Origin of the sequence: Nostoc sp. 106C (assembly GCF_002154725.1) — a bacterium.
Classification (GTDB): domain Bacteria; phylum Cyanobacteriota; class Cyanobacteriia; order Cyanobacteriales; family Nostocaceae; genus Aulosira.
On sequence record NZ_MTAW01000142.1, the window covers coordinates 1 to 23804 of the forward strand.

Annotated in this window: 20 protein-coding genes and 1 pseudogene; 14 read left to right on the forward strand and 7 right to left on the reverse strand. The window is 40.7% G+C overall.

Features of this window, described 5'->3' with window-relative positions:
- Positions 1–64 precede the first annotated feature (64 nt).
- The 3 genes from BV375_RS21900 to BV375_RS21910 all read right to left on the reverse strand — a co-directional run bounded on the left by BV375_RS21900 (position 65) and on the right by BV375_RS21910 (position 3453).
- A complete protein-coding gene (locus tag BV375_RS21900; protein WP_086764183.1) occupies positions 65–760 on the reverse strand; it encodes an HAD family hydrolase in 696 nt (231 codons plus the stop codon).
- A gap of 135 nt (positions 761–895) precedes the next feature.
- Positions 896–2308: an NYN domain-containing protein gene (locus tag BV375_RS21905; protein WP_086764185.1), complete on the reverse strand. Its 1413-nt coding sequence runs from the start codon at positions 2306–2308 to the stop codon at positions 896–898.
- Positions 2309–2673: 365 nt separating this feature from the next.
- Complete coding sequence (locus BV375_RS21910; RefSeq protein ID WP_086764187.1) at positions 2674–3453, reverse strand: phosphate ABC transporter ATP-binding protein; 780 nt, start codon at positions 3451–3453, stop codon at positions 2674–2676.
- 416 nt (positions 3454–3869) lie between these two features.
- Between BV375_RS21910 and BV375_RS21915 the strand changes: the two genes are divergently transcribed.
- The 5 genes from BV375_RS21915 (at position 3870) to BV375_RS21935 (ending at position 9821) form a co-directional block, all read left to right on the forward strand.
- Entirely contained in the window at positions 3870–4883 is a 1014-nt protein-coding gene (locus BV375_RS21915) for a PstS family phosphate ABC transporter substrate-binding protein (protein ID WP_086764189.1), read from the forward strand.
- Positions 4884–5095: 212 nt separating this feature from the next.
- On the forward strand, positions 5096–6010 hold the full coding sequence (pstC, locus tag BV375_RS21920; RefSeq protein ID WP_086764191.1) for a phosphate ABC transporter permease subunit PstC: 915 nt from the start codon (positions 5096–5098) through the stop codon (positions 6008–6010).
- Between the two features lies 1 nt (position 6011).
- Positions 6012–6935, forward strand: a complete 924-nt coding sequence (gene pstA / locus BV375_RS21925; RefSeq protein ID WP_086764193.1) for a phosphate ABC transporter permease PstA — start codon at positions 6012–6014, stop codon at positions 6933–6935.
- Complete coding sequence (pstB, locus tag BV375_RS21930; RefSeq protein WP_086764195.1) at positions 6929–7723, forward strand: phosphate ABC transporter ATP-binding protein PstB; 795 nt, start codon at positions 6929–6931, stop codon at positions 7721–7723. Before pstA ends, pstB begins: the two co-directional genes overlap by 7 nt.
- Positions 7724–8312: 589 nt before the next feature.
- Complete coding sequence (locus BV375_RS21935; RefSeq protein WP_086764197.1) at positions 8313–9821, forward strand: UbiD family decarboxylase; 1509 nt, start codon at positions 8313–8315, stop codon at positions 9819–9821.
- Positions 9822–9919: 98 nt separating this feature from the next.
- Here BV375_RS21935 and BV375_RS21940 read toward each other — a convergent pair whose 3' ends face one another.
- Entirely contained in the window at positions 9920–10582 is a 663-nt protein-coding gene (locus tag BV375_RS21940; RefSeq protein WP_086764199.1) for a CAP domain-containing protein, read from the reverse strand.
- Between the two features lie 312 nt (positions 10583–10894).
- Here BV375_RS21940 and BV375_RS21945 point away from each other — a divergent pair, with 312 nt between their 5' ends.
- Positions 10895–11563 carry a ribonuclease gene (locus tag BV375_RS21945; protein ID WP_086764201.1) on the forward strand — a complete coding sequence of 223 codons (669 nt, stop codon included), beginning with the start codon at positions 10895–10897 and terminating at the stop codon, positions 11561–11563.
- A 195-nt stretch (positions 11564–11758) separates the two neighbouring features.
- Positions 11759–13369 (forward strand): acyl--CoA ligase family protein, encoded by a 1611-nt coding sequence (locus tag BV375_RS21950; RefSeq protein ID WP_086764203.1) that lies wholly within the window; start codon positions 11759–11761, stop codon positions 13367–13369.
- A gap of 379 nt (positions 13370–13748) precedes the next feature.
- Here the strand turns inward: BV375_RS21950 and pgeF are convergent, their stop codons facing one another.
- Positions 13749–14549, reverse strand: a complete 801-nt coding sequence (gene pgeF, locus BV375_RS21955; RefSeq protein ID WP_086764205.1) for a peptidoglycan editing factor PgeF — start codon at positions 14547–14549, stop codon at positions 13749–13751.
- A gap of 76 nt (positions 14550–14625) precedes the next feature.
- Between pgeF and BV375_RS21960 the strand changes: the two genes are divergently transcribed.
- On the forward strand, positions 14626–15438 hold the full coding sequence (locus BV375_RS21960; RefSeq protein ID WP_086764207.1) for a biotin--[acetyl-CoA-carboxylase] ligase: 813 nt from the start codon (positions 14626–14628) through the stop codon (positions 15436–15438).
- Between the two features lie 92 nt (positions 15439–15530).
- Positions 15531–17105: a M23 family metallopeptidase gene (locus BV375_RS21965; RefSeq protein ID WP_086764210.1), complete on the forward strand. Its 1575-nt coding sequence runs from the start codon at positions 15531–15533 to the stop codon at positions 17103–17105.
- 109 nt (positions 17106–17214) lie between these two features.
- On the opposite strand, the gene BV375_RS21970 is transcribed toward BV375_RS21965, so the two are convergent.
- Complete coding sequence (locus tag BV375_RS21970; RefSeq protein WP_086764212.1) at positions 17215–17895, reverse strand: riboflavin synthase; 681 nt, start codon at positions 17893–17895, stop codon at positions 17215–17217.
- A gap of 341 nt (positions 17896–18236) precedes the next feature.
- On the opposite strand from BV375_RS21970, the gene BV375_RS21975 reads away from it, so the two are divergent.
- The 5 genes and pseudogenes from BV375_RS21975 (at position 18237) to BV375_RS21995 (ending at position 22882) form a co-directional block, all read left to right on the forward strand.
- On the forward strand, positions 18237–18734 hold the full coding sequence (locus BV375_RS21975; RefSeq protein WP_086764214.1) for a bifunctional nuclease family protein: 498 nt from the start codon (positions 18237–18239) through the stop codon (positions 18732–18734).
- Between the two features lie 281 nt (positions 18735–19015).
- On the forward strand, positions 19016–20140 hold the full coding sequence (locus BV375_RS21980; RefSeq protein WP_086764216.1) for an aldo/keto reductase: 1125 nt from the start codon (positions 19016–19018) through the stop codon (positions 20138–20140).
- Positions 20141–20185: 45 nt separating this feature from the next.
- Positions 20186–20797 (forward strand): annotated as a pseudogene (locus BV375_RS21985) (Uma2 family endonuclease).
- Between the two features lie 85 nt (positions 20798–20882).
- Entirely contained in the window at positions 20883–21773 is an 891-nt protein-coding gene (locus BV375_RS21990; protein WP_086764218.1) for a DNA adenine methylase, read from the forward strand.
- Complete coding sequence (locus tag BV375_RS21995) at positions 21743–22882, forward strand: restriction endonuclease, SacI family (RefSeq protein WP_143842163.1); 1140 nt, start codon at positions 21743–21745, stop codon at positions 22880–22882. Before BV375_RS21990 ends, BV375_RS21995 begins: the two co-directional genes overlap by 31 nt.
- 466 nt (positions 22883–23348) lie before the next feature.
- On the opposite strand, the gene BV375_RS22005 is transcribed toward BV375_RS21995, so the two are convergent.
- On the reverse strand, positions 23349–23633 hold the full coding sequence (locus BV375_RS22005; protein WP_086764220.1) for a DUF1778 domain-containing protein: 285 nt from the start codon (positions 23631–23633) through the stop codon (positions 23349–23351).
- Positions 23634–23804 lie beyond the last annotated feature (171 nt).

Genomic DNA, 23804 nt, shown 5'->3' on the forward strand with positions numbered 1-23804 from the left:
GGACTGATTAACTATGAACTTGCTCTTTTTTCTTGATTCATGCAAGAGGTCTAATATATAGACCTTATTGATCGGTAAGTTTACCTTCTACGATAAGGTCTACAGCAACGCTCAAATCCCGGACAATTAAGTCGGGTTGGTAAAGTTCTAATTGAGCGCGATCGCGGATACCAGACTCCACTGCGATCACTTTAATACCATGTTTTTTGGCAGCAGTGATATCAGCTTCTGTATCCCCCACCATCCAGCTATCAGCAACAGCAGGTAGTTCTTCTAATGCCCGTGCCATCAATAAAGGCTTATCTTCAATGTCTCGGGTTTTCACATAGTCGTTACTCAGGCAATAACAGCGATTCTCTGGGAAGAATCTATCTAATTGGAATTTGTGGAAAGCATAGTCTAGTTCCCGAACACGGCGCATTGTCATGACGGCCAAATCGATTCCAGCTTCTTGAATTTTTAACAGTGCGTCCACAGCACCAGATACAAGGCTATCGTATTGAAAGTACTGTTTTGTATGCACTGTTTGCCGCCGCAATTGTGCAAATTCTACTGCTTGCGCTTCGTCTAACCCAGATTTTAAAGCAATTTGTTTCTCCGGAACCCGCGATCGCTTTAGTTGCCAAAATTCTACTTTAGGCAGTTCTCGCACTGATTGATCTGGGCGTCGGGTTTTCTCTAGGCAAAATTGATAAACACGGTAGTAGCGTTCAGAAACATCAACAATGGGGCCGTCGAAGTCAGTAAATAGTCTTAGCATCGGCGGGAAGCAAACGTTAATTTTTATTAAAATTATCTCACGTATTGTTACTTCTAGGAAGGTAGGTAACAACTTAAAGGAAAGAAATCAACAGGTAGCTAATTCTACAGGATACTTTTACAGAGATATTGAAATTTAAGCGTTGCTTACTTTCCATCCTTTGTCTGCTTGCTTGAGTATAAAACAACCACTAGACTGTAAAAATTGGATAAAAGTACCACTTATATGCAAACTTTTCATTTGTTGAGTAATTGATTTACTATATTTTTTATTGAATTCGCTAGCTAAAATTTCAGCGTTAACATAACTTTCAGATGATTTCTTAGTTAAATTCTTTATAAGATTCATGAGTGCTTGTTCCAGGTCTGCTTTTGTATTAATATTTAGTAATAAAAACTCTGGATTGCTACTACCCTGAGCCTGATTATTGCTATCTGTCGCCTGTGATGGATTAACTTCTAAGAGGGTTACATATAATCCAGAAGTTGGCTCGATTTGATGAATAACAAAATCAGCAGGATAGTTAATAAAAATATCTCTAGCCTTTTTCCCTGGCAAATGTTTAGAAACAACTTGGCTAATACTTACTTTATATTTATCTTTAAATTTTTGTGAGATCGTGGAGAGCTTAATCCAAAAGGTTTGATTATTTATTTGCTCTTTTTTTATTAAAATCTTCAATTGGTGAATAAATTTGTCAATTGATGAAATTTCATCTGGTAAAACAGGAATGCTGATGAGAGACTTGCCAGTAAAAGAATTAAATACTGTTACAGTCTCTCCCTGCTTGCTAACGCGATACACTATTAATCCATTCTGCTGAATATGATTGCATAAGTTAGTCATAACCGTATCTGACGAACAGACAAAAACTTCTTTGGCATTTGGGTAACGTTCATGGATAGATGAGCCAAAAGCTATCATTTTGCCATCAGCATGGTCTTGGCCAGCAGGAACATGAATCAAATCGTAGCCATGATTATGTAATTCAACATCGAGTTTTTTACTTATACTGCGCCAGTTAGCAAAGGCAATCTTTACTTGAAGAGGAAAATGGCATACTTCAGTTAAAAACTGTTCGGTTTCATGGTTGATTGTTAAGTTTTCTGCATCCAAAAGCAAAATAGCTATTCCTGTCTGCTGTAAAGAAACAACATTAGCAGCAGGCATAAATGTTTCGGATGATTCTACATATTTGAAACTACCTGTGCTATCTAAATAATTTATTTGAGGATTAAAAGGATTAAGTTGATGAACTTTATGCAGTAATTCTATTAATATTGGTGAATTAAAAGATTCGGGAATGAGCCAATTTTTTAGATATCCATCCAACTTTTGAGTTAATGCATTCCAGTCTGACGTTTGGCTCAGTATTCCTGCGAACTTAGATTCAATACTATTGCTACGCCACTGAACATGCTTGTATTTTTCGTTTAATAATTCTGGCTGCTGCTCTTGAATAGAAATAATAGCTTGACAAACATAGGATGCGATAATATTTATTTGCAAATTCTCATGGTTAGTCAGCAACGGCTCGTCATGTGGCATAGCTAACACAATAATATATATTAAGACAGACTGATTCAAATCATCGTGAAATACGATAATCTACCAATGTTATATCTAGGCAAAAAACAATTTGATATCCGTGAAACTGCCTAAAGCTATAGCTTGAATTTAGCCTGTAGAGTTAGGATTGGTAATATAACAATCCTAGCTGATCAGTTTTGAAAAATTACTGGGTATAAAAGTAATTTTTACAAGCATCTCAGCTTTTTTTGTTGCTCACAAATGATTTAGATCTGCTAGTTCTGTCAAGAGTTTGCTACCAAGACTGATGAGAAGCAATTGCATCCTAAATAATTCTCTTGCAGTAAATACTAGCTTTGTTCAGAATGACAAAAAAAGACACATTAATTTAGACGTGTTAAAACGTAGTCGCGGGTGCGGTAATCTAAGGGATTAGTAAAGATTTTAGTAGTAGTACCAAATTCAACCAGGCTACCAATCCGATTTTCATTGCTGTGAAAGAAAGCAGTAAAATCTGAAATGCGAGTGACTTGCCGCATATTATGGCTAACAATTACAATTGTTAGCTCAGAGCGTAAACTTTGGATCAACTCCTCAATTTTCATGCTGGCAACAGGATCGAGTCCAAAACAAGGCTCATCCATCAAAATAACTTTTGGCTTGACAGCTAAAGCACGAGCAATACATAGTCGCTGTTGTTGACCACCAGAAAGTTCTAAAGCCGATTTGTGCAGTTTATTTTTTACTTCATCCCAGAGATCAGCACTTCTAATAGCAAATTCTATAATTTCATCTAATTCTGCTTTCGGACGCCATCCTACAAGTTTTACCCCATAAGCAACATTATCGTAAACACTCATGGGAAAGAGATTTGGTTTTGGAAATACCATACTAATTTGACGGCGCACCCGATTTAAGTTAACACGGCGCTCATAAATATTCTGACCAAAAAATTCTACTCTACCTTCAATCTGTACTTGTCCTTCTAATTCGCTCATACGATTAAGAGATTTAAGAAAAGTAGATTTACCACAACCGCTAGAACCAATAATTGCAGTCACTTTGTCTTGGTAAATATCTATTGATACATCTTCAAGTATCTTTTTATCATCGTAATAAAAACTAAAATTGCTGACTTTTATGGCTGGGACTAATTTGCTCATGGTCACAAAATCATTGATGTCAAACTTGAGTTAGCAGAACAGCAAAAATATCTTTCTCTATGAGGTTATTTCTACTATTTTATTAGGAAAATATTTGTAAAGTATTTGTAAAATTAAAGATAGAAGCAAAATATTCTCAACGGTAGAGCTTGCTAGAAATCCTTAAATAGATATTGCGTTAATTTCATCTGAGCTTTAAAGAAACAATCAAGCTATTAACAAACAAGCATTCTACTTGCTATTACAAGTTATCCTCCCTATAACCACTAGTTAACTTTTATATTACCTGAGTAAGTCAAATTTCAGGTAGTGAACAGCTAACTAAATATGTTCACTAACTCTTAAATTTAAAAAATTCTTGTGGTTTTGGATTGATTGGACGGCAGTTAAACGTCCGACAAATGAGGAGTATCCTGGTGAATAAAATGAACTTGAAGCTTAATAGCTTGACGGTCTTAGGTGTAATTTCATTGGTAAGCGCCACCTTTGGTTTATCAATGTCTGCGGTTCAGTCCCAAAGTGTCAGCACAATTAAGGTTGATGGTTCTAGTACCGTCTTCCCAATTACTGAAGCTGCTGCGGAAGAATTTCAAAAGTCTCAAGGCGGTAGAGTTCGAGTTACTGTTGGGATTTCTGGTACGGGGGGCGGCTTCAAAAAGTTCTGTCGCGGTGAGACTGATATATCAGATGCTTCTCGTCCCATTTTACAGAAAGAAATCGCTGATTGTAAAGCTAATGGCATTCGTTATGTAGAACTACCAATAGCTTATGATGCCTTGACAGTTGTTGTTAACCCTCAAAATAACTGGGCAAAAAATCTGACAGTAGCTGAACTCAAGAAGATTTGGGAGCCAGGGGCACAAGGTAAAGTCAGTAACTGGAGCCAAGTCCGTTCAGGATTCCCCAATACACCTTTGAAGCTGTTTGGTCCTGGTACGAATTCTGGTACTTTTGACTACTTTACTGAAGCTGTTGTTGGCAAAGCTAAGTCTAGCCGGGGCGATTTTACTGCTAGCGAAGACGATAATGTACTTGTACAGGGTATTTCCCGTGATAAGAATGCCCTTGGTTACTTTGGCTACGCCTATTATGCAGAGAACAGCAAAAAACTGAGGGCTGTGTCTATTAATGGTGTGTTGCCCTCGGAAGCTACTGTCAAAAATGGCACTTACACTCCCCTATCTCGGCCTTTGTTTATCTATGTCAGTTCTAAGTCTATTGATAAACCAGAGGTGAAGCAGTTTGTCCAATTTTATTTACAGAATGCTGCTAAATTCTCTCAAGAGGTAAGATACGTTGCCCTACCAGGATCGGCTTACACCACCGCCCAAAGTCACTTCAATAAAAAGAGATTTGGCAGTGTATTTGCTGGTAAAGAAGCAGTTGGTTTAAAGATTAACGAGTTACTAAGCCGTGACGCCAAAGAATAAACTTCTGAATTTTAAATTGGCTTAAAATTCATAATTTACCAAAGGGAGGTTTTTTACCTCTCTTTGCCTTGTACCAATTCTGTGTAAGGCTGTACATTATTGCCCTCAATCTAGAAGCCTAAATCGTCAGGCTTGCTAATTGAGTGCAAGTATTACAGAGAATTGGGATTAATTGAACTCGATCATTAAAAAGCGATCGCTACATTTTTAACATGATTGGTGCAAAACCAACTCGACTTTCTCCAAAACTATTACGGAATTTCCGGGAACGAGCAATTGAGTGTGTCTTGTTTCTGGCGGCACTTTCTTCTGTAGCAACTACCTTAGCGATTATTGCGATTTTAGTTTACGAATCCATACTATTTTTTCAGAAAGTTTCTTTGTGGGAATTCCTTACAGATACCCAATGGACACCATTGTTTGATGACAAACACTATGGGATTTGGCCTTTAGTATCAGGAACTTTAGTTACTACAGCGGTTGCTTTATTAGTAGCAGTGCCACTAGGTACAATTATTGCCATTTACCTGAGTGAATTTGCGCCACCGATAGTCCGAGAGATAGTCAAGCCAGCTTTAGAATTATTGGCAGGCATTCCGACAGTAGTTTATGGGTATTTTGCATTACTGTTTCTTACACCTTTGTTGCAACAAATACTACCAGAACTACCTGGTTTTAATATGTTGAGTGCGGGTCTAGTCATCGGGATTATGATTATTCCCTATGTAAGTTCGCTGAGTGAAGATGCAATGCGTGCAGTGCCTGCATATCTGCGTGAAGGTTCTTATGCAACAGGTGCTACCCGCTTGCAAACAGCCTTGCGAGTCGTATTGCCAGCATCGATTTCTGGGATATCAGCAGCTTACATTTTGGGGATTTCGCGTGCAGTTGGTGAAACGATGATAGTAGCGATCGCGGCTGGTGGGCAACCCAACCTCACCTTTAACCCAATGGAACCAGCCGCAACTATGACTGCCTATATCGTTGCAGTCAGCCTTGGTGATTTACCGCATGGCAGTCTGGAATACGAGACTATCTTTGCTGTGGGACTCACTCTCGTACTGATGACTTTGGTATTTAACATCATCGGTCATTTTCTTGCCAAGCGCTATCGAGAAATTTATTGATATGGCCACGCAAAATATGCGGCAAGTCCGCAATATTATCCATCGCAACAAGCTTGCCGAATATATTTTCAGCATCATTGGCTTATTGTCGATGCTGATTGGAATTGTCACCCTATTCGCACTCATATTTGACTTAATTAGTGATGGGGTGCTACGTCTTTCTTGGCAATTTTTTACTTCCTTTCCCAGCCGCAGGGCAGCAAATGCTGGTATCCTCTCGGCTTGGGTGGGGACAATTTTAGTAATGTTGGTGACAGCATCAGCTGCAATTCCCATTGGCATAGCATCAGGGATTTATTTAGAAGAGTATGCACAGAAAAATTGGATAGCCGATTTAATCGAGATTAATGTCACCAATTTGGCTGGCGTTCCCTCAATAATTTATGGTCTGTTGGCTTTGGGTTTATTTGTCTATGGTTTCAAGCTTGGCCCCAGTGTGGTGACTGCGGGATTGACATTAGCGCTATTAGTGTTGCCGGTGGTAATTGTAACTACTCGTGAAGCGCTGCGTGCTATCCCTAATACTATCCGCGAAGCTGCCTATGCAGCAGGTGCTTCTAAGTGGCAAATGATTTGGGATCACGTTCTACCTTACTCAACTGGTAGCATCCTAACTGGAATTATTGTGGCTTTAGCAAGGGCTATTGGTGAAACTGCACCTCTAATCACTATAGGCGCACTGACGTTTATTGCTTTCTTACCAGATGCTCCCATTAAAGGACAGTTTCCCTTTATCTCCTTTGCCTGGTTGTTAGCACCTTTCACCGTTCTACCAATTCAAATGTTCGATTGGGTGTCTCGTCCCCAAGAAGCATTTCAGGTGAACGCCGCCGCCGCAGGTATTGTGTTAATTGGCATGACTTTGGCGATGAACGCTATAGCCATTTTTCTCCGCTATCGTTTACGTAAAAAAATCAAATGGTAGAAGCAAAATCCTCAACTTTAGAAAAACCTATCAAAGCTGCGGTTAATTATCTCAATTTTTACTATGCTGGCAAAGTCCACGCCCTCAAGGACATTAATCTGCCGGTAGGTGATAAACAGGTAACGGCACTGATTGGACCTTCTGGATGTGGCAAAACTACTCTGTTGCGTTGTTTCAATCGAATGCACGACCTTTACCCTGGAAATCGTTACCGAGGGGAAATCACTTTAGAACCGGATGGAATTAATTTGTTGAGTAATAAGGTCGATCCAATTGAAGTGCGGATGCGGATCAGTATGGTGTTTCAAAGACCTAATCCCTTCCCCAAGTCAATTTACGAAAATGTCGCTTATGGTTTGAGGGTGCGAGGTGAATCTAAACGCGCAGTTATTGATGAGAAAGTTGAGAAAGCTTTGCGTGGTTCAGCTTTGTGGGATGAAGTCAAGGATAGATTGCGTGATTTAGCTTCTAATCTTTCTGGTGGTCAACAGCAGCGACTCTGTATTGCTCGTGCTTTAGCAACTGATCCGGAAATTGTTTTGTTTGATGAGCCAACATCTGCTCTAGATCCGATCGCCACCGCTAGTATTGAAGAGTTAATTGCTCAACTTAAAGAAACAGTCACGATTTTGATTGTAACTCACAGTATGCAACAGGCAGCCCGTGTTTCTGACTATACGGCCTTTATGTACTTGGGTGAGTTGGTGGAATTTAATAAAACAGAAGCGATTTTTAATAACCCATCAAATAAAAAAACCGCAGACTATGTAAGTGGACGTTTTGGGTAATAGAGATTGAGATTTGGGGTCTGTAAATGAGTGAATTTTAGATCGCTGACTGCTGTGGTTGCGATCGCAAATTCACCACTCACTATTTAAAACAACACTACAGCAATCATCGCTTTCTGGAATTATTAGCTTGAACCTGAAGTAAACGTCTTTTCTGGCACAAGTAAATGGAAAAATAGATAAACCCAGCAGAGGTTACTTTAATGAACCGCCTGCCAGGGAAGTGTCGTATATTCTGGCCATGTTTGATCAGGTTAGCGCTTATTTGTAATAAATAATGCTTTATCCTTATTTAGGTTAACTAAATTGTGCGTCATCAGTAGTTAAGAAAAGTAAAGAAATAGGTTAAGTTGTAGTTAAGTACAACCCAGCCTCAAACAGATAGGGCGAACTAGCGAATCCTAGCAGTGTCCGAAATAGTGCTGAGTACCGAGTAACGAGTAATGAGTGAGATCCCCACTTAGAACTCAGCACTCAGTACTCAGTACTTGGTACTCCTGAAGATTGCGATCGGGAATATAAAGCGAAGAATGACTAATAATATAAGAAAGCGCTTCACAGTTCTTAATTATTCAGTTTTACTAAAACAATGGCGAGAGATTTGCGGGGATTCATCAAAATTCTAGAAGAAAGAGGACAATTACAGCGGATTTCAGCTTTAGTTGATCCAGATTTAGAGATAGCTGAGATTTCTAACCGGATGCTGCAAAAAGGTGGGCCAGGGTTATTGTTTGAAAATGTCAAAGGCGCATCCTTCCCAGTAGCAGTAAATTTGATGGGAACTGTAGAAAGGATATGCTGGGCAATGAATATGCAGCATCCAGAGGAATTAGAAACCTTAGGTAAAAAGCTGAGTATGCTGCAACAACCTAAACCGCCTAAGAAGATTTCCCAAGCGATCGATTTTGGTAAAGTGCTATTTGATGTGATCAAAGCTAAACCAGGACGGGACTTTTTCCCCGCTTGTCAGCAAGTGGTGGTTCAAGGGGAAGAGTTAGATTTAAATAAATTACCTTTGATACGTCCTTATGTAGGCGATGCGGGAAAAATTGTTACCCTGGGGCTGGTAATCACCAAAGATTGTGAGACAGGTACGCCAAATGTGGGCGTGTATCGCTTGCAACTGCAATCTAAAAATACGATGACAGTTCATTGGTTATCGGTGCGAGGTGGGGCAAGACATTTGCGCAAAGCCGCAGAACGTGGTCAGAAATTAGAAATAGCGATCGCACTTGGTGTAGACCCCTTAATTATCATGGCAGCTGCTACACCTATACCTGTAGATTTATCAGAATGGTTGTTTGCTGGGCTTTACGGTGGTTCAGGGGTGCAGTTAGCAAAGTGCAAAACCGTAGATTTGGAAGTTCCCGCAGATTCAGAATTTGTTTTAGAAGGGACAATTACGCCAGGGGAAGTCTTACCAGATGGGCCATTTGGCGACCACATGGGTTATTACGGTGGTGTTGAAGATTCACCATTGATTCGCTTTGGATGTATGACACACCGCAAAGACCCGATTTACTTAACAACATTTAGCGGTCGTCCACCCAAAGAAGAAGCGATGATGGCGATCGCCCTAAATCGGATTTATACCCCCATTCTGCGGCAACAAGTATCAGAAATTGTCGATTTCTTCTTACCAATGGAAGCTTTGAGTTACAAAGCGGCAATTATTTCTATTGATAAAGCATATCCCGGACAGGCACGACGCGCAGCTTTGGCGTTTTGGAGTGCTTTACCACAATTTACTTACACTAAGTTTGTGATTGTGGTTGATAAAGACATCAATATTCGCGATCCGCGTCAAGTTGTGTGGGCAATTAGTTCTAAAGTTGACCCCACAAGGGATGTGTTTATTTTACCGAATACACCCTTTGATACTTTAGATTTTGCCAGTGAGAAAATTGGTTTAGGTGGGCGGATGGGAATTGATGCCACCACCAAAATTCCTCCAGAAACCGATCATGAATGGGGCGCGCCACTGGAGTCAGATCCAGATGTGGCGGCGATGGTTGATAGACGCTGGGCGGAGTATGGTTTAGCAGATTTACAATTAGGTGAAGTTGACCCAAATTTGTTTGGTTACGATATGAGATAGGATTTTAAACTGGTATTTGGTTTGGGGAAAAGGTTAAAGGGTAAGGGTTAAAGGTTTTTTCTTTCCCCTTCCCCTTTACCCCTTTCCCCCTAAAAGATCTATTCTGCAAACATCTGCACTGCATAAATCCGACCATCTACCCCAGTTGCAATCCCATAACCAAATTTGGTGTATTCAGCAGTCAGGAGGTTTTCCCGATGTCCATTACTGTACATCCAACCGCGTTGAAACTTTTCAGCTTCTCCGTAAGTTAAACCAAAACCTTGTGCATGGCCTTTAAGAATGTTTTCGCCAACGCCAACATCAGGATTACCACCAACCCCAAGGTAGCGATCGCGGGGACGTTTACCTTCCAGAGAAGTATGATTGAAATAATTGCGAGCCAGCATATCCTCTGCATGACCTTGTGCTGCTTGGGAAAGTAAACTATCTTCCTGCAAAGGTTGCAAATTGTTTAACTCGCGATCGCGATTTACTAGTTCTAGGGCAAAATTTCTAATATCTGGTAGAGAACGTAACTGTTCGGCATTCCAGATTGTGGCTTTTGGCTTGCCTATTTTCCAGTCCGCCCCGCCATCCCCATTATCAAGTCCCCCTGAAAAAACTTTCTTTGGTGAAAGTTCGCTTAAGAAATAGTGAACATCGAGTGGGTGTCCTCGTAATGCCTGGTTAACAAAATGAAAAGCTGGTTTTGAAACTAAAAGCGCCGTAAATAAGAGAATGTATCTCCACCAAATATCAACTTTGCTCTTTGTCTTCATTTTAGTTATCCAAGCTTTGAGGATGCACAAACCATAAAATAACTACTACAGTTGCGTGTTGATCAATTTCGCAAAAGCAGCGCAGTATTACGGTACAGCGTGAATAAATCTCCTATCTAAAAACACTTAAAAGCCCAGAATAGAGCTTTTTTCAACTCTGTGGAGATACTCAGCAGTACTACTTGCATTTTGCCAGAAACAAGTGTGATAGTGAATGCCTGCGATTGCAATTTCTCAGTAACTTTATATTTTTTAGTGAACTGAGTTAATGTATATGGCGTAACTTCAATTACACAAAGACTGACTGTAAATATGCAGATCAAGAAACTCCTGGTAGCATCTTCCTTAGCCATCACTAGCTTTGCTATACCTAACGCCGTCAGTGCCCAAAATCGCGGGACTCCTGGTCAGTTTGATTTTTACGTACTGACTTTATCCTGGTCACCAGATTATTGCGCAAATAATGGCGATCGCGATCAACAACAATGCAAATCAGGCAAGAAACTCGGTTTTGTATTACATGGTCTATGGCCCCAGTACCAAAAAGGTTATCCTGCTAACTGTTCTACTGAAAAATTACCGCTACAAGTAAAGCAGCAGTTTCCGGGTTTATTCCCTAGTGATAAGCTGTATAGCCATGAATGGGAAAAACATGGTACTTGTTCTGGTAAAACTCCCCAAGAATATTTGGCATTATCTAAACAATTAAAAGGATCTGTCGCTATTCCTACGGCTTATAACCGTCCCAACAAACCCTTCCGCACTACAATTCAAGGGCTAAAAAATACATTTGTAATTTCTAATAGTGAATTAGTCGCTGATGGCATAGCGCCTTACTGTTCTGGTTCAGGAAGGTTTTTGCAAGAAGTATTCTTTTGCTATTCTAAAGATGGTAAACCCGGCGCTTGTAGTGCAGAAATATTGAAGAGTTCTCAAAAAAGCTGTGGACAGCCCAATTTTTTGGTGAGAAACGTTAGATAGTCAACAAATAAAACTTTGTAGGGTGGGCAATGCCCACCAAAACGCGAAGCTGCGGTTAATTGCTAATTACAAGATTTATAAAAGCATGATTTTGTCTAAAAAATTAATAGTGAATCATGCTTTTTATGCATTAATATTCGCAGCATTATATTATGGTATGCTCCTAATCGTGAATGTTAACTATTAGCATTAGCCATGAACCCTGAAGCAGTTTATCGCAGCATTCTCACACCTTTAACTTTTATTCAACGCAATGCTAAAGCCTATAGTCATAAACTTGCGATTATATATAATCAAAAATGCTTCACTTATGCTGAGTTTGCAGAACGGATAAATTGTCTAGCCTCAGCGCTGCGTCATGCTGGACTTGAAAAAGGCGATCGCATCGCTTTTTTTTGTTTCAATACTCCCCCTATGCTAGAAGCCCATTTTGCTGTGCCTTTAGCAGGTGGTGTCTTAGTATCTATTAATACTCGGTTAGCTCCCCAAGAAGTCGCTTATATCTTGAATGATTGCGGTGCTAAGTTCCTCTTTGTTGATACAGAATTAGCAAATATAATTCGACCGATTCAAAATAATCTAGAAACCGTCAAACATATAATAAATATTAGTGATGTAGAAGGATTTGAACCTTTAGATGGTGAGGATTATGAAAGTTTTCTCCAAACTGGTAATCCTACACCCTTATCTTGGGTAATCTCAGATGAAATGGAGACAATTTCTATTAATTACACTAGTGGAACTTCAGGTAAACCCAAAGGTGTAATGTACTCCCACCGAGGTGCTTATATTAATTCTTTAGGAGAAATAATTGAGACAACATTAACGCCTAACTCAGTTTATCTCTGGACTTTGCCCATGTTTCACTGCAATGGTTGGTGTTTTACTTGGGCGGTAACTGCTATTGGTGGTACTCATATTTGTTTACGTAAATTTAACCCTGGTAATGTTTGGAAGTTAATTCAACAAGAGGAAGTAACTCACTTAAATGCTGCACCTGTAATTTTAATTTCCCTTGTTAACCATCCAGGCTGTCCGCAATTATTAGAAAAACCTCTAACTATCACTACAGCAGGCGCACCACCTTCGCCAACATTGATTGCCAAAATCACCGAAATTGGCGCAAAAATTATTCATGTTTATGGTTTGACGGAAGTTTATGGCCCTTATACAGTTTGCGAATACCAATCAGATTGGGACAATTTAATAATTGAAGAAAAAGCAAAACTTATGGCACGTCAAGGCTTACCTTATATAGGTGCAGATGGTTTACGAGTTGTAGATAAAAATATGAATGATGTGCCTGCCGATGGGCAAACTATGGGGGAAGTGGTGATGCAAGGCAATATGGTGATGACAGGTTATTATAATGACCCAGAAGTAACCGAAAGGGTATTTAGAGGAGGATGGTTTCATAGCGGCGATTTAGCAGTGATGCACCCCGATGGTTATATTGAGGTACGCGATCGCATGAAAGATATCATCATTACTAGTGGCGAAAATGTCTCTAGTATTGAAGTTGAACAATGTCTTTACCGCCATGAAGCCGTGTTAGAGTGCGCTGTTATTGCCATACCTCATGCCAAGCGAGGTGAAGTGCCTAAAGCCTTTGTTACCCTGAAAGAGGGAGTAAAAGTTACAGAACAAGAATTAGTTCAATTTTGTCGCCATCAAATTGCTGCTTTTAAATGTCCTACGACTATTGAATTTACGACTCTACCCAAAACTAGCACTGGCAAAATTCAAAAGTACGTTCTACGAGAGAAAGAATGGATAGGTTATGAAAAGAGAATTTACGGTGGTTAGTTGCAATATATGAAAATTACTTCGTAGGGTGGCAAATTCTTGCATATTTTTGTTGTGGTGGGCATTGCCCACCAATGCATGAAGCTGCGGTTAATTGCTAATTACAATATTCAGAAAAGCATGATTTCGTATGATAAATTAATAGAAAATCATGCTTTCCATGCATTAATATTTCGTTGCATTCTCCGACTAATTAAAACTCAATACAGTTCAGTTAAGAAAATTCATTGACAACAAAGTTCACAAATAATTACTAAACAAAAAACCGAACAATTATTTTGGAGGGGGCTTGGGGGACGCAACCGTCCCCCAATCGGGGGTTTGGGGGATTCTCCCCCAAATCTTGGTTTTTGTTCGACAGATGAGAACTCTGATCACCTTAACTGAACCGTATTGAATTAAAACTCACAATTCCAGACCACTGGACTTTTTTCTGTTGTTCCCGACGGTAAGAAAAGAAATGCTCTGGAGTTTGGTAAGTACAATAAGGAGCGATCGCAACTTGTTCGTCGCTAATTCCCAGGCTTTCTATTTGTAAAGCATTTACCCGTCGCACATCCACCCGGACTTTAACAGGGTCAGGGTCGGTAATTAGGGGAGAATTGGGTAGTTCATGCAAAGCATCGACAATCTTGTGTTCGTCTTCATAGGGGACAATGCTGTAGCCAATTTCCGCAGCCACATCTACTGAGACTTGGTAAACCTCCCCAGCGATCGCGGGGCCCATCGCAATCCGCAAATTTTCCTGCTTACTACCTTGTGCTTTCAACCGGGCGATCGCTTGCGGGACAATTTTTTTGGCAGTACCCCGCCACCCTGCATGAATTGCTGCTACCTGTCCGGTTTTGACATCGCCAATCAGCACAGGTGTACAATCAGCGCTGGCGACCCACACTGCTTGCAAAGGCTTCTCGCTGACTAAACCATCTGCTGATGCTAAAGCAGAATCATCATCCCCGGCTGTGCTTAACTTGCTATCAATTTCTTGTGGGGTGAGAACAGTATTGCCATGAACCTGTTTCAAGCGATAAACTGATGCCTCTGGGTGCAGCACCTTTGTTAACTCTTGTGGTGAACGCGGCCAAAACGGATGGGTAAAGAAACCGTGTTGCCAAGGTTCTAAAAGACTACAAGTAAGGTAGGGCATACCTTGCCAATTGCGCCAGTGCCAAGTGTGCATCGTGAACCAAACCTAAACAGAAAATCAGAATCAGCCAATTAATGCTAACTTGAACAACGGGATTTGGGTTAACTGCGTGGGATTTGATTTGCAATATTTGTCAGCAGCCCTGAAAGCAGGGCGTCAGTATTCATGTTTACCATTTTCTTTACACATTTTTGATAGTGTAGCTTCAACTAATCAAACTCTCTGGACCTTGCTGAACCAGGGTGCTCAACCAGGATGTGTAGTTATTGCCACTCAGCAAACTGCTGGGCGCGGACAATGGGGTCGTCAGTGGATTTCTGCTACTGGGGGACTATATGTTTCGGTGGCGGTGAACCCCAAACTAGAAGCTACAGACAGTTACCAACTAACTTTGGCTAGCGCTTGGGGAATTGCGGCTCAATTGCAAAACTGTGGTGTCAACGTTGGAATTAAATGGCCTAACGATTTAGTTTTAAATGGTCGCAAGCTAGGCGGTATTTTGACTGAAACCAAAGTAAATCAAGGAAAAATCACTCAAGCAGTAATTGGTGTTGGCATTAACTGGGCAAACCCAGTACCAGAAACAGGAATCAACTTGGAATGTTGGCAAGCGTCCCAGCCTTCAAAACCAATTTCTTGTCTAGAAATGTTAACCTCGAAGGTTTTATTGGGAATAGAATCCGGTATTGAGTGCCTTTGTGAAGAAGGAGTAAACATACTCTTATCTCACTATCTAGATTTACTGACGAATATGGGCGATCGCATACAGGTTAATAATCTGGCAGGCACTATAGTCGGGGTAACCCCTCAGGGTAATTTACGAGTTAATCTAGAAGCTTATAATACAAAGGAAATAATCACACCAGAAATTTACATTGAACCCGGTACAATCAGTTTGGGTTACCAAAAATCTTCGGTTTAAATTTTAGGTTTGTTCACAATTTCGCTCTTTGGGCAAGACAAACCACCGGCATCATTCTGTTTAGACTATTTACACAAAATTTGAGAGAACAAATGACGCAGCCCAATAACTCTGCCCATAAACGTTTGCCAGTGACATCAAAACGCTTTGCTTCTACGCTACCAGCACAGAGCCTTTGTTGGCTCAGTAGCTTTAGCCTCCTAGGTAACGGCTTGGTGTTAGCGCAAACGGAAACATCTATAGATAACATCGTTCCTACTATTGAAAATTCTCAACCAACCGCAGTCACAAATCCAGTTAAAAAAGATACTGTAATACCAGAAGTAACTCGACCACAGGTAGAGTTTTCCGAACGGCGAACCAGACTCAAAAAGAGATTGCATAGGGAAGATGTATCCCAATCATCACAGCCAGTCAGGCAGTCAAAACCGAAAATTGAAGCTGCTGAGCCTGTTGTGATCAGACGCTCAAAACCGCAAGTAGAAACTTCGCAGGTTGCGCCAGCTAAGGTCAACCAAGAAAGACCCAAAGCGACAGTAGCTACACCTGCGCCGTTACGCACTTTACCTGAGAAACTCCCAGAGGTTGCTCAACCAGCCAATAATTCCAACAGCCCTGTCGGTAGCACAGAAGTAAAACCGAAGGATTACAATAACGCCTATATTGACCCCAACGATTACAAACTTGGTGGCACTTATCAAGCACCTAATTCTGTGATCGTTACCGAACGAAAGAGTGGTTGTCGAGCAACTTTGCCGACAGGGCAAGCTATATCAGGCAGTCTTTGTGCTAAAACACCTAGCAATCAGCGTGTAGCTGATGGTAATAGCAAAGCATCACCCAGTTGGTTGAGAAGAAGTCAAACAGCTAGGTTAGCAACTGTTCCAGTCGTTAGACCTATAGCAACTACTAGTAATGGCAGCAGATGGCGCAGTCCTCAAGTTCCTGCTGATAATGTTGCTACTCGCATCGCGGCTAGTGTCACTAAGAGCGAATATCATCCGAATCGGTTTATTCCTAACCCCAGCGATTTTTCCACCACTAGAGTAAGTGAAACACCGATCGCGCCGAGTGCGGGTACTTTGCCAGCACCAATGGCAGATGGTAATGTTGCGCCCCGTCCTAGTACTGTTGCTTACGACTTCCCACTTGCATCAACATTACCGCAAATTCCTTATGCAGGCAGAGTTGCCTATAGTGGACAGGGAATGATGTTTCCCCTGACTATCCCAGCACCAATCACCTCATTGTTTGGCTGGCGAATTCATCCCATCACAGGCGATCGCCGCTTCCACGCTGGCACAGATTTAGGCGCGCCTATGGGTACACCAGTTTTAGCCGCTGCCAAAGGTCAAGTAGAGAGTGCTGATTGGATGGGTGGCTATGGTTTAGCCGTAGTAATTAACCACAGTTCTGCTCAACAAACTCTCTACGGTCATATGTCACAAATCTTTGTGCGACCCGGGCAGTGGGTAGAACCAGGAACTGTAATTGGACAAGTTGGTACTACTGGTAACTCTACAGGGCCTCACCTGCACTTTGAAGTCCGCCATCTAACAGCAACCGGCTGGGTAGCAGTTGACCCAGGTGTAGAATTAAATACCGCCCTGAGTCAGTTGGTGCAAGGCTTACAGACGGCTCAGTTAACTAAGCAACCAGGCAGTTAAATTGGGGAATGGGAGACAAGGGAGAAAAAGCAGGGAGCAGCGAGCAGGGGGAGGAAGAAATAACTAATGACTCTTGACCAATGCCCCATGCCCCATGCCCCATCCTCAATTAAACATAGCCATGTTCTGCTAAAAATGCAGGTGTAATTCCATTAGAACTGAAATCATCCCCAGCGTTGGGGTTTGCTTTGCCAGAATAAAGAAATTTTTCGACATATTTGCCGAGAATATCTCCTTCGAGATTGACCAAACTGCCAGAAACCAAATAGCGGAGATTGGTCTCGGCGTAGGTGAGGGGAATAACCGACACTGTGAACCGGGAGATTTCTGGCTCGTATGCCGCTACTGTGAGGCTAATACCATTGATGGCAATACTACCCTTGGGAACAATGTACCGTGCGATCGCCTCAGATGCTGTAAAGGTCATTTCCCAAGAAGTCGCTGTTTGTTCTGCTGTCACCATACGACCAACGCCGTCTACATGACCCATAACAAAATGACCGCCGACTTTGCTTCCTACCCGCAACGACGCTTCTAGGTTGACATATTTCTGTGGTGTTTCCTCATCTCCTAAAGTCGTGCGGCGCAAAGTTTCTGGTGATGCAGTGGCGATAAAGCCATCCTTTAAAACTTCTTCCACTGTTAGGCAAACGCCATCAACTGCAATACTATCGCCATAAGCCAGATCCTGCATAATTAAATCAGATGACTGACTTACACAAGTAATTTGCCAAGAATCTCCCCCTAAGGGTTTTATGCTTCCTAAAGCCTGGATCAATCCTGTAAACACAGCTTTTTTGCCAAAGTAACTCTATTTATTGCCTAATTTTGCCTAAAATCCACTCGTAATTTCCTCCATAAATGTAGCAAAATCAGAGTATATTTTCTGACGTTATTTAAGATAGGGATATTATCACATTAGCATCATGAACAAGGCATACTTGGGTAAGAAGGATATTGTCTAAGTAGACCACTTTGACTTACTCTGGTGTTCACATCAAGTTCGGAGTTTAATAGAAGCAATTATAGAGAACAAATGCCTATGTTTATTCCTGTCCCTAGCTTAACCCATAAAGGGTATTATTTGTTACTTATTAACCAAGTACTCCAAGGAGCGTAGAGGCTTAGCCAATGATTGAAATGAGAGTCGCTGGCATAGCATTAGATGCCATAACCCGCAGCCCAATTGTTCTTTTGAAAGATGCTTCTGATCGCCGTGCTTTGCCAATTTATATCGGTCAGGAACAGGCTAGGGCTATTGCGGGAGCAATAGAGAGTCAAAAGCCTCCACGGCCTTTAACTCACGATTTAATTGTGAATATTTTAGAGACATGGAACTTGACTCTAGAGAAGATAATTATTCATTCCTTGCAAAAGGATACATTTTATGCAGCGTTAGTTGTCAAGCACGGTGAGACTACAAAAGAAATTGACGCGCGTCCTAGCGATGCGATCGCCATTGCGCTTCGTACCAATGCCCCAATTTGGGTAATGGAAGAAGTAATTGCCGATGCTTCTATCCCCGTCGATCGTGATGCCGATGAAGCAGAACAACAAGCCTTCCGTGAATTTATTTCTAATCTCCGTCCTGAAGATTTGATCAAACGCTTTGGTAATGGCGAAAGTTAGAAAATTACTGAAGTGCTAATTACTGAGCTAAAAAGAAACAACAGAATAAACAATAAAGAAATAAGAAGAAAGAATTCAGAAAAGCACACAATTTCTTGATTTTTTCTTCTTAAATTTTCACAGAGGAAAGGCAGAGGGTAGGAGGTAGAAGGCAGAAGGAAAGAAAGTATATTTTGATATTTATAGTAATATCATTTCACTCAATATATAGATACAAATAATTTTATCTCTGCTCTCCTATTGCCTATTTGTATCAAACTTCAAGTGAAACGGTATAAGTTATGCATTATCGACGCTTTGGCAAAACTAATCTACACCTGTCAGTTTTTTCTTTGGGAACAATGCGCTACCTAGCTGATGCAGAAAATGCTCAGCAAACCATCGAAAAAGCTTTGGCGTTAGGAATTAATCATATAGAAACTGCCAGAGGCTACGGCAAAAGTGAAGAGTTTTTTGGCAAAGCAGCCAAAGCTGGGTTATCTGTACCGCGTTCCCAGCTTCACATCACTACCAAAATTCCGCCTACAGCCGATGCTGATACCATGCGTCGCCACATTGATGAATCCCTAGAACGATTGCAGCTAGATTATGTTGACTGCTTAGGAATTCATGGCTTAAACACTTGGGAACATTTGGAGTTGGTGCAAGCTGGTTGTATCCAGGCTGTACAGGAAGCGATCGCAGATGGTCGAGTGCGTCATGTTGGTTTCTCCACCCACGGATCATTAGATCTCATTCTGGCGGCGATCAAAACAGATTTATTTGAATTTGTCAATCTGCATTATTACTATTTTTTCCAACGCCATGCACCAGCGATTCAGCTAGCAGCGGAAAAAGACATGGGAATTTTTATCATTTCTCCTGCGGATAAAGGGGGAAGACTTTACACACCACCCCAAACCTTGAAAGATTTGTGTCATCCATTTTCACCCTTAGAGTTAAATTATCGATTTCTACTTAGTGACTCCCGTATTACTACCTTGAGTGTAGGGCCAGCCAACCCAGAAGAATTGACTGAACCTTTGCAAGTTGCTGACAGTGTTGATGAACTTACGCCAGAAGAAATTGCTGCTTTCCAACGTTTAGAAAGTCAACAACAAACTACCTTGAAAACTGATAAGTGTAGTCAGTGCTATGCTTGTTTACCCTGTCCAGAAAAGATTAATATTCCAGAGGTATTGCGGTTACGTAATCTAGCTGTGGCATACGACATGACAGATTACGGCAAATATCGCTATGGAATGTTTGAAAATGCTGGTCACTGGTTTCCGGGAATGAAAGCCAACCGTTGTACAGAATGCGGTGATTGTTTACCCAGGTGTCCTGAAGAGTTAAATATTCCAGCTTTATTGGAAGATAGCCACGAAAGATTAAATGGCAAAGCTGGAAGGAGATTGTGGGGATAACCACGTCACACTGTTCGTTGAATGCGATCGCTACCCAACAAAATTATGCAAGTCACACAACAGCGATACTACACGCCAGAGGAATATTTAGAACTAGAGGCAGGGGCTGATTACAAAAGTTAATATATTAATGGGCAAATAATTCCAATGGCGCATGAATCTGTCAATCATAATTTGATTGGTGGAAATTTTGCGGCTGCGCTAAATTTTGCATTTAAAAAACTAGATTACGAAGTTTTTATTTTTCAGTTGCGTTTGTGGATACCTCAAAAGCAGATCTATACATATCCAGATGTGATGATTGTGGCAGGTAAAGTAGAGTGCTACAAAAACCGCACAGATGTAATACTGAATCCACAGGTAATTATTGAAGTATTGTCTAAATCTACCAAAGCCTATGACCGCGACGATAAATTTGAGGCTTATCGGTCAATTCCCACCTTCCAAGAATATTTATTAATTGACCAAAACCGGATTTATGTAGAGCAATATTCCAAAACTGGTAAAAAGCAATGGGCATTGCGTGAATACTATGAAGAAGATGAAGTGATCGCACTTGTAACTGTACCTTTTGAAATTTCCTTGCAAGAGTTATACAACAAAGTGCAGTTTGAGCTTGTGGAACCAGAAGCCCAAAGTGGTGATATAGAAGGATGAGGTTAAGCGATCGCTGATTTAATGCTTTTATGCCATAGTATTTTAGACATCTCTTCTGAAACGCAAAGCCTACAAGGATAAAAGAATGGGTAAAAGTAAGCTGATAGCTTTTGGCTGGTATGGTGGTAAATTCAGCCATCTTGATTGGCTTTTACCTCTGTTGCCAAATGCCCAACATTATTGTGAACCATTTGGTGGTTCGGCGGCGGTTTTGCTCAATCGCAATCCTTCACCTGTTGAAACATATAATGACTTAGACGGTGAAGTAGTAAATTTTTTTCGTGTACTACGAGAACAAAAAGAAAATTTAATTGAAGCTATTGGTCTAACTCCTTTCTCGCGTGAAGAATTTGAGATAGCAATATCTGAGCCTACCCCGGATTTATCTGAGTTTGAAAGAGCTAGAAGATTTTTTATCAGGGCTAGACAGGTGAGAACTGGTTTAGCACAAAAAGCAAGTTCTGGGAGATGGGCACATTGTAAACTAACAAGCCGTGCAGGTATGGCTGGCGCAGTCTCAAGATGGTTAGGAAGTGTAGAGGATCTTTCTGAGATTGTTCAAAGGCTTTTACGAGTGCAGATTGAGCATGACTCAGCAATTAAAGTGATTAAACGTTACGACTCTGAAGAGACTTTGTTTTACTGTGATCCTCCCTACCCACACGCTTCAAGAGGAGATAGTCAAGCTTATGCTTACGAAATGAAAGATGAAGCGCATCGAGAACTAAGTTATGTTCTTCACAATATTCAAGGCAAAGTTGCTATCTCCGGTTATCAATGCGATTTGATGGCAGAACTTTATGGCGATTGGAAAGCGATCGTAGCACCAACAAAAGCTTGCCATTCTACAAAAGGATTAAGAACAGAAGTGTTATGGATCAATTACGACATTGAGAATGTAGAAACAAAATTTGTGGATAAAAATCTAGAAAAGGCTGAATCTCAATGTCAACCCCAGCAGCTATCCTTGATTTAGCTTTTGAAAAGGTTGTTGGTGATTTAACACAACCAGTTATAAATGATGCTGTGATTTCTAAGCATGTAGAATTTGTGTGTCGTAACCCTCAAAATAGAGCAGGTATTCGGTTACTTTTAGCTTGTTGTTTGGCAAAATCTCACAGATCAAATCTAGATATTCGCAAACCCTATACCGAAATTAGTGATTCAGACTGTTATTCAGGTCGTACATATGATGAAGCGTATATAACAGGCTTTATCAATAAACATGAACTACCATGTAACCCAACAACAGCTTTTCTTACACCAGCGCTTCGCAACAGGAATATTGTTCTTACACCAGAAGTCAATTTAGTTGGTAAACCTCCGATTCTTTACAAGACTGTACTTCAAATACTTGATAATGTTCATCAAAGTCAAGTATTTGCTGAAGATATACTTGCTGAAACTATTAGATATCTCTTAATAATTAGAAATGAAAATCGTCAGCGAATTGCTAGCCTGATTGCAAATTTGAAAACTCTTAAAGGTGCTATTCCGCTTTCTAGTGAAGCAATTGTGAAGTTGATTGAGCAGCACTTAAATTGTCCTAATTCCAGTCGATTGCCAGTCTTAATCGTGGCTGCTGCCTACACAGCCGCTTCCAGTTACTTGGGACAACTGGCTCTGCCTCTTGCAACTCATAATGCAGCCGATGAGCAGACAGGAGCACTGGGAGATGTTGAGATTATGCTTCTCAACAATGAGAATGTAATAACTAGCTACGAAATGAAAATGAAAAAGGTTACGGTGGATGATATTAACCGTGCTATACAAAAAATCAGGAATTCTCCTCGAAAAATTGATAACTACATATTCATAACTACAGAGCAGATTGATCTATCTGTTAAAGACTATGCCGCAGGAATTTATGAACGCATCGGCGGAATTGAATTTGTAGTGCTGGACTGCATCAGTTTTCTGCGTCATTTCTTACATCTGTTCCATAGATTAAGAATGGATTTTCTGGAGGCGTATCAACAGTTGGTACTTGATGAACCTGCAAGTGCTGTGAACCAACCGTTAAAAGAAGCGTTTTTAGCACTACGTCAAGCGGCTGAAAGCGACAAAGAAGACTCAGAAGAATGAATCTTTATTAAAAAAAACGATCGCTCTTTTCACCCACAATCCCTAACTAACTTCGATAAAATCACTATGGTGCTACTTTAACCTTCCCCAGCCTGATGAAAAGCGATCGCCCTTGATCAAAACTTTGCGATTTACTGAAACTCTCTCATTATGGTTGCCATCGGCAGAAATAGTGAAAGTTCATTGTCTTGAAAAGGAATAAACTCATACTTAAGATAAAAAGCCTTTGCTTGCAAATCTATAGCATCAACTCTCACAGCAAATATGCCAATTTCTTGAGCAGCGCGAACAGCACGATAAAGAGCTTCCTGATGCTGGAATTGCTACAAATGTTTTGGCAATTCCTTTATTATGGTTTTCCCGCGCATATTTCTTGAGATAATCATTTAAAATTGCATAACCGCAATCGAAAGTATCTCTTCGATATTGCTTATCAATTGGGAAAAAATTCCATCTCGCCTCGCTATCACTTACCATACTTATCTTTATATTTATGGATAGCAGATTTGAGTTTCCCCTTCAATTGGGGTGGATTTTCCATCACGGACATGAACAAATCTCGATCGCGATTCGATAGTACTAACCTTTCATTAGCGTCTATATCTTGTTTAGCAGCAGGCAAAACATGAATAAGTGTATAAGCACTCAAAGAAATTCCTTTAAGACTCGCAGCGCGTTCTAATATTTCTTTTTGTTCTTGAGTGACTCGTAGATCGATGCGGCAATCTTTTGCAGATGATGGTTCTGACATAGCTATTTCCTAGTTGTAGCTGAGTCTTTATTCACAGCATAGCTAATCGTGGCGGAGAATGTAAGTAAGTGGGCAGGAAAATTCCTAAATATGTAATGTAACGAAAAGTTAAACAAAGCAATTGCAGTTAAATTTAATACGTTGGGTACTATAGTTTCCTCTTTCCCCCCT

Bases quoted from the DNA above. Each gene is read 5' to 3' on its own strand.
- BV375_RS21900 (WP_086764183.1), bottom strand. From the start codon at position 760: ATGCTAAGACTATTTACTGACTTCGACGGCCCCATTGTTGATGTTTCT.
- BV375_RS21905 (WP_086764185.1), bottom strand. From the start codon at position 2,308: ATGCCACATGACGAGCCGTTGCTGACTAACCATGAGAATTTGCAAATA.
- BV375_RS21910 (WP_086764187.1), bottom strand. From the start codon at position 3,453: ATGAGCAAATTAGTCCCAGCCATAAAAGTCAGCAATTTTAGTTTTTAT.
- pstC (WP_086764191.1), top strand. From the start codon at position 5,096: ATGATTGGTGCAAAACCAACTCGACTTTCTCCAAAACTATTACGGAAT.
- pstA (WP_086764193.1), top strand. From the start codon at position 6,012: ATGGCCACGCAAAATATGCGGCAAGTCCGCAATATTATCCATCGCAAC.
- pstB (WP_086764195.1), top strand. From the start codon at position 6,929: ATGGTAGAAGCAAAATCCTCAACTTTAGAAAAACCTATCAAAGCTGCG.
- BV375_RS21935 (WP_086764197.1), top strand. From the start codon at position 8,313: ATGGCGAGAGATTTGCGGGGATTCATCAAAATTCTAGAAGAAAGAGGA.
- BV375_RS21940 (WP_086764199.1), bottom strand. From the start codon at position 10,582: ATGAAGACAAAGAGCAAAGTTGATATTTGGTGGAGATACATTCTCTTA.
- BV375_RS21945 (WP_086764201.1), top strand. From the start codon at position 10,895: ATGCAGATCAAGAAACTCCTGGTAGCATCTTCCTTAGCCATCACTAGC.
- BV375_RS21950 (WP_086764203.1), top strand. From the start codon at position 11,759: ATGAACCCTGAAGCAGTTTATCGCAGCATTCTCACACCTTTAACTTTT.
- pgeF (WP_086764205.1), bottom strand. From the start codon at position 14,549: ATGCACACTTGGCACTGGCGCAATTGGCAAGGTATGCCCTACCTTACT.
- BV375_RS21965 (WP_086764210.1), top strand. From the start codon at position 15,531: ATGACGCAGCCCAATAACTCTGCCCATAAACGTTTGCCAGTGACATCA.
- BV375_RS21975 (WP_086764214.1), top strand. From the start codon at position 18,237: ATGATTGAAATGAGAGTCGCTGGCATAGCATTAGATGCCATAACCCGC.
- BV375_RS21980 (WP_086764216.1), top strand. From the start codon at position 19,016: ATGCATTATCGACGCTTTGGCAAAACTAATCTACACCTGTCAGTTTTT.
- BV375_RS21990 (WP_086764218.1), top strand. From the start codon at position 20,883: ATGGGTAAAAGTAAGCTGATAGCTTTTGGCTGGTATGGTGGTAAATTC.
- BV375_RS21995 (WP_143842163.1), top strand. From the start codon at position 21,743: ATGTCAACCCCAGCAGCTATCCTTGATTTAGCTTTTGAAAAGGTTGTT.
- BV375_RS22005 (WP_086764220.1), bottom strand. From the start codon at position 23,633: ATGTCAGAACCATCATCTGCAAAAGATTGCCGCATCGATCTACGAGTC.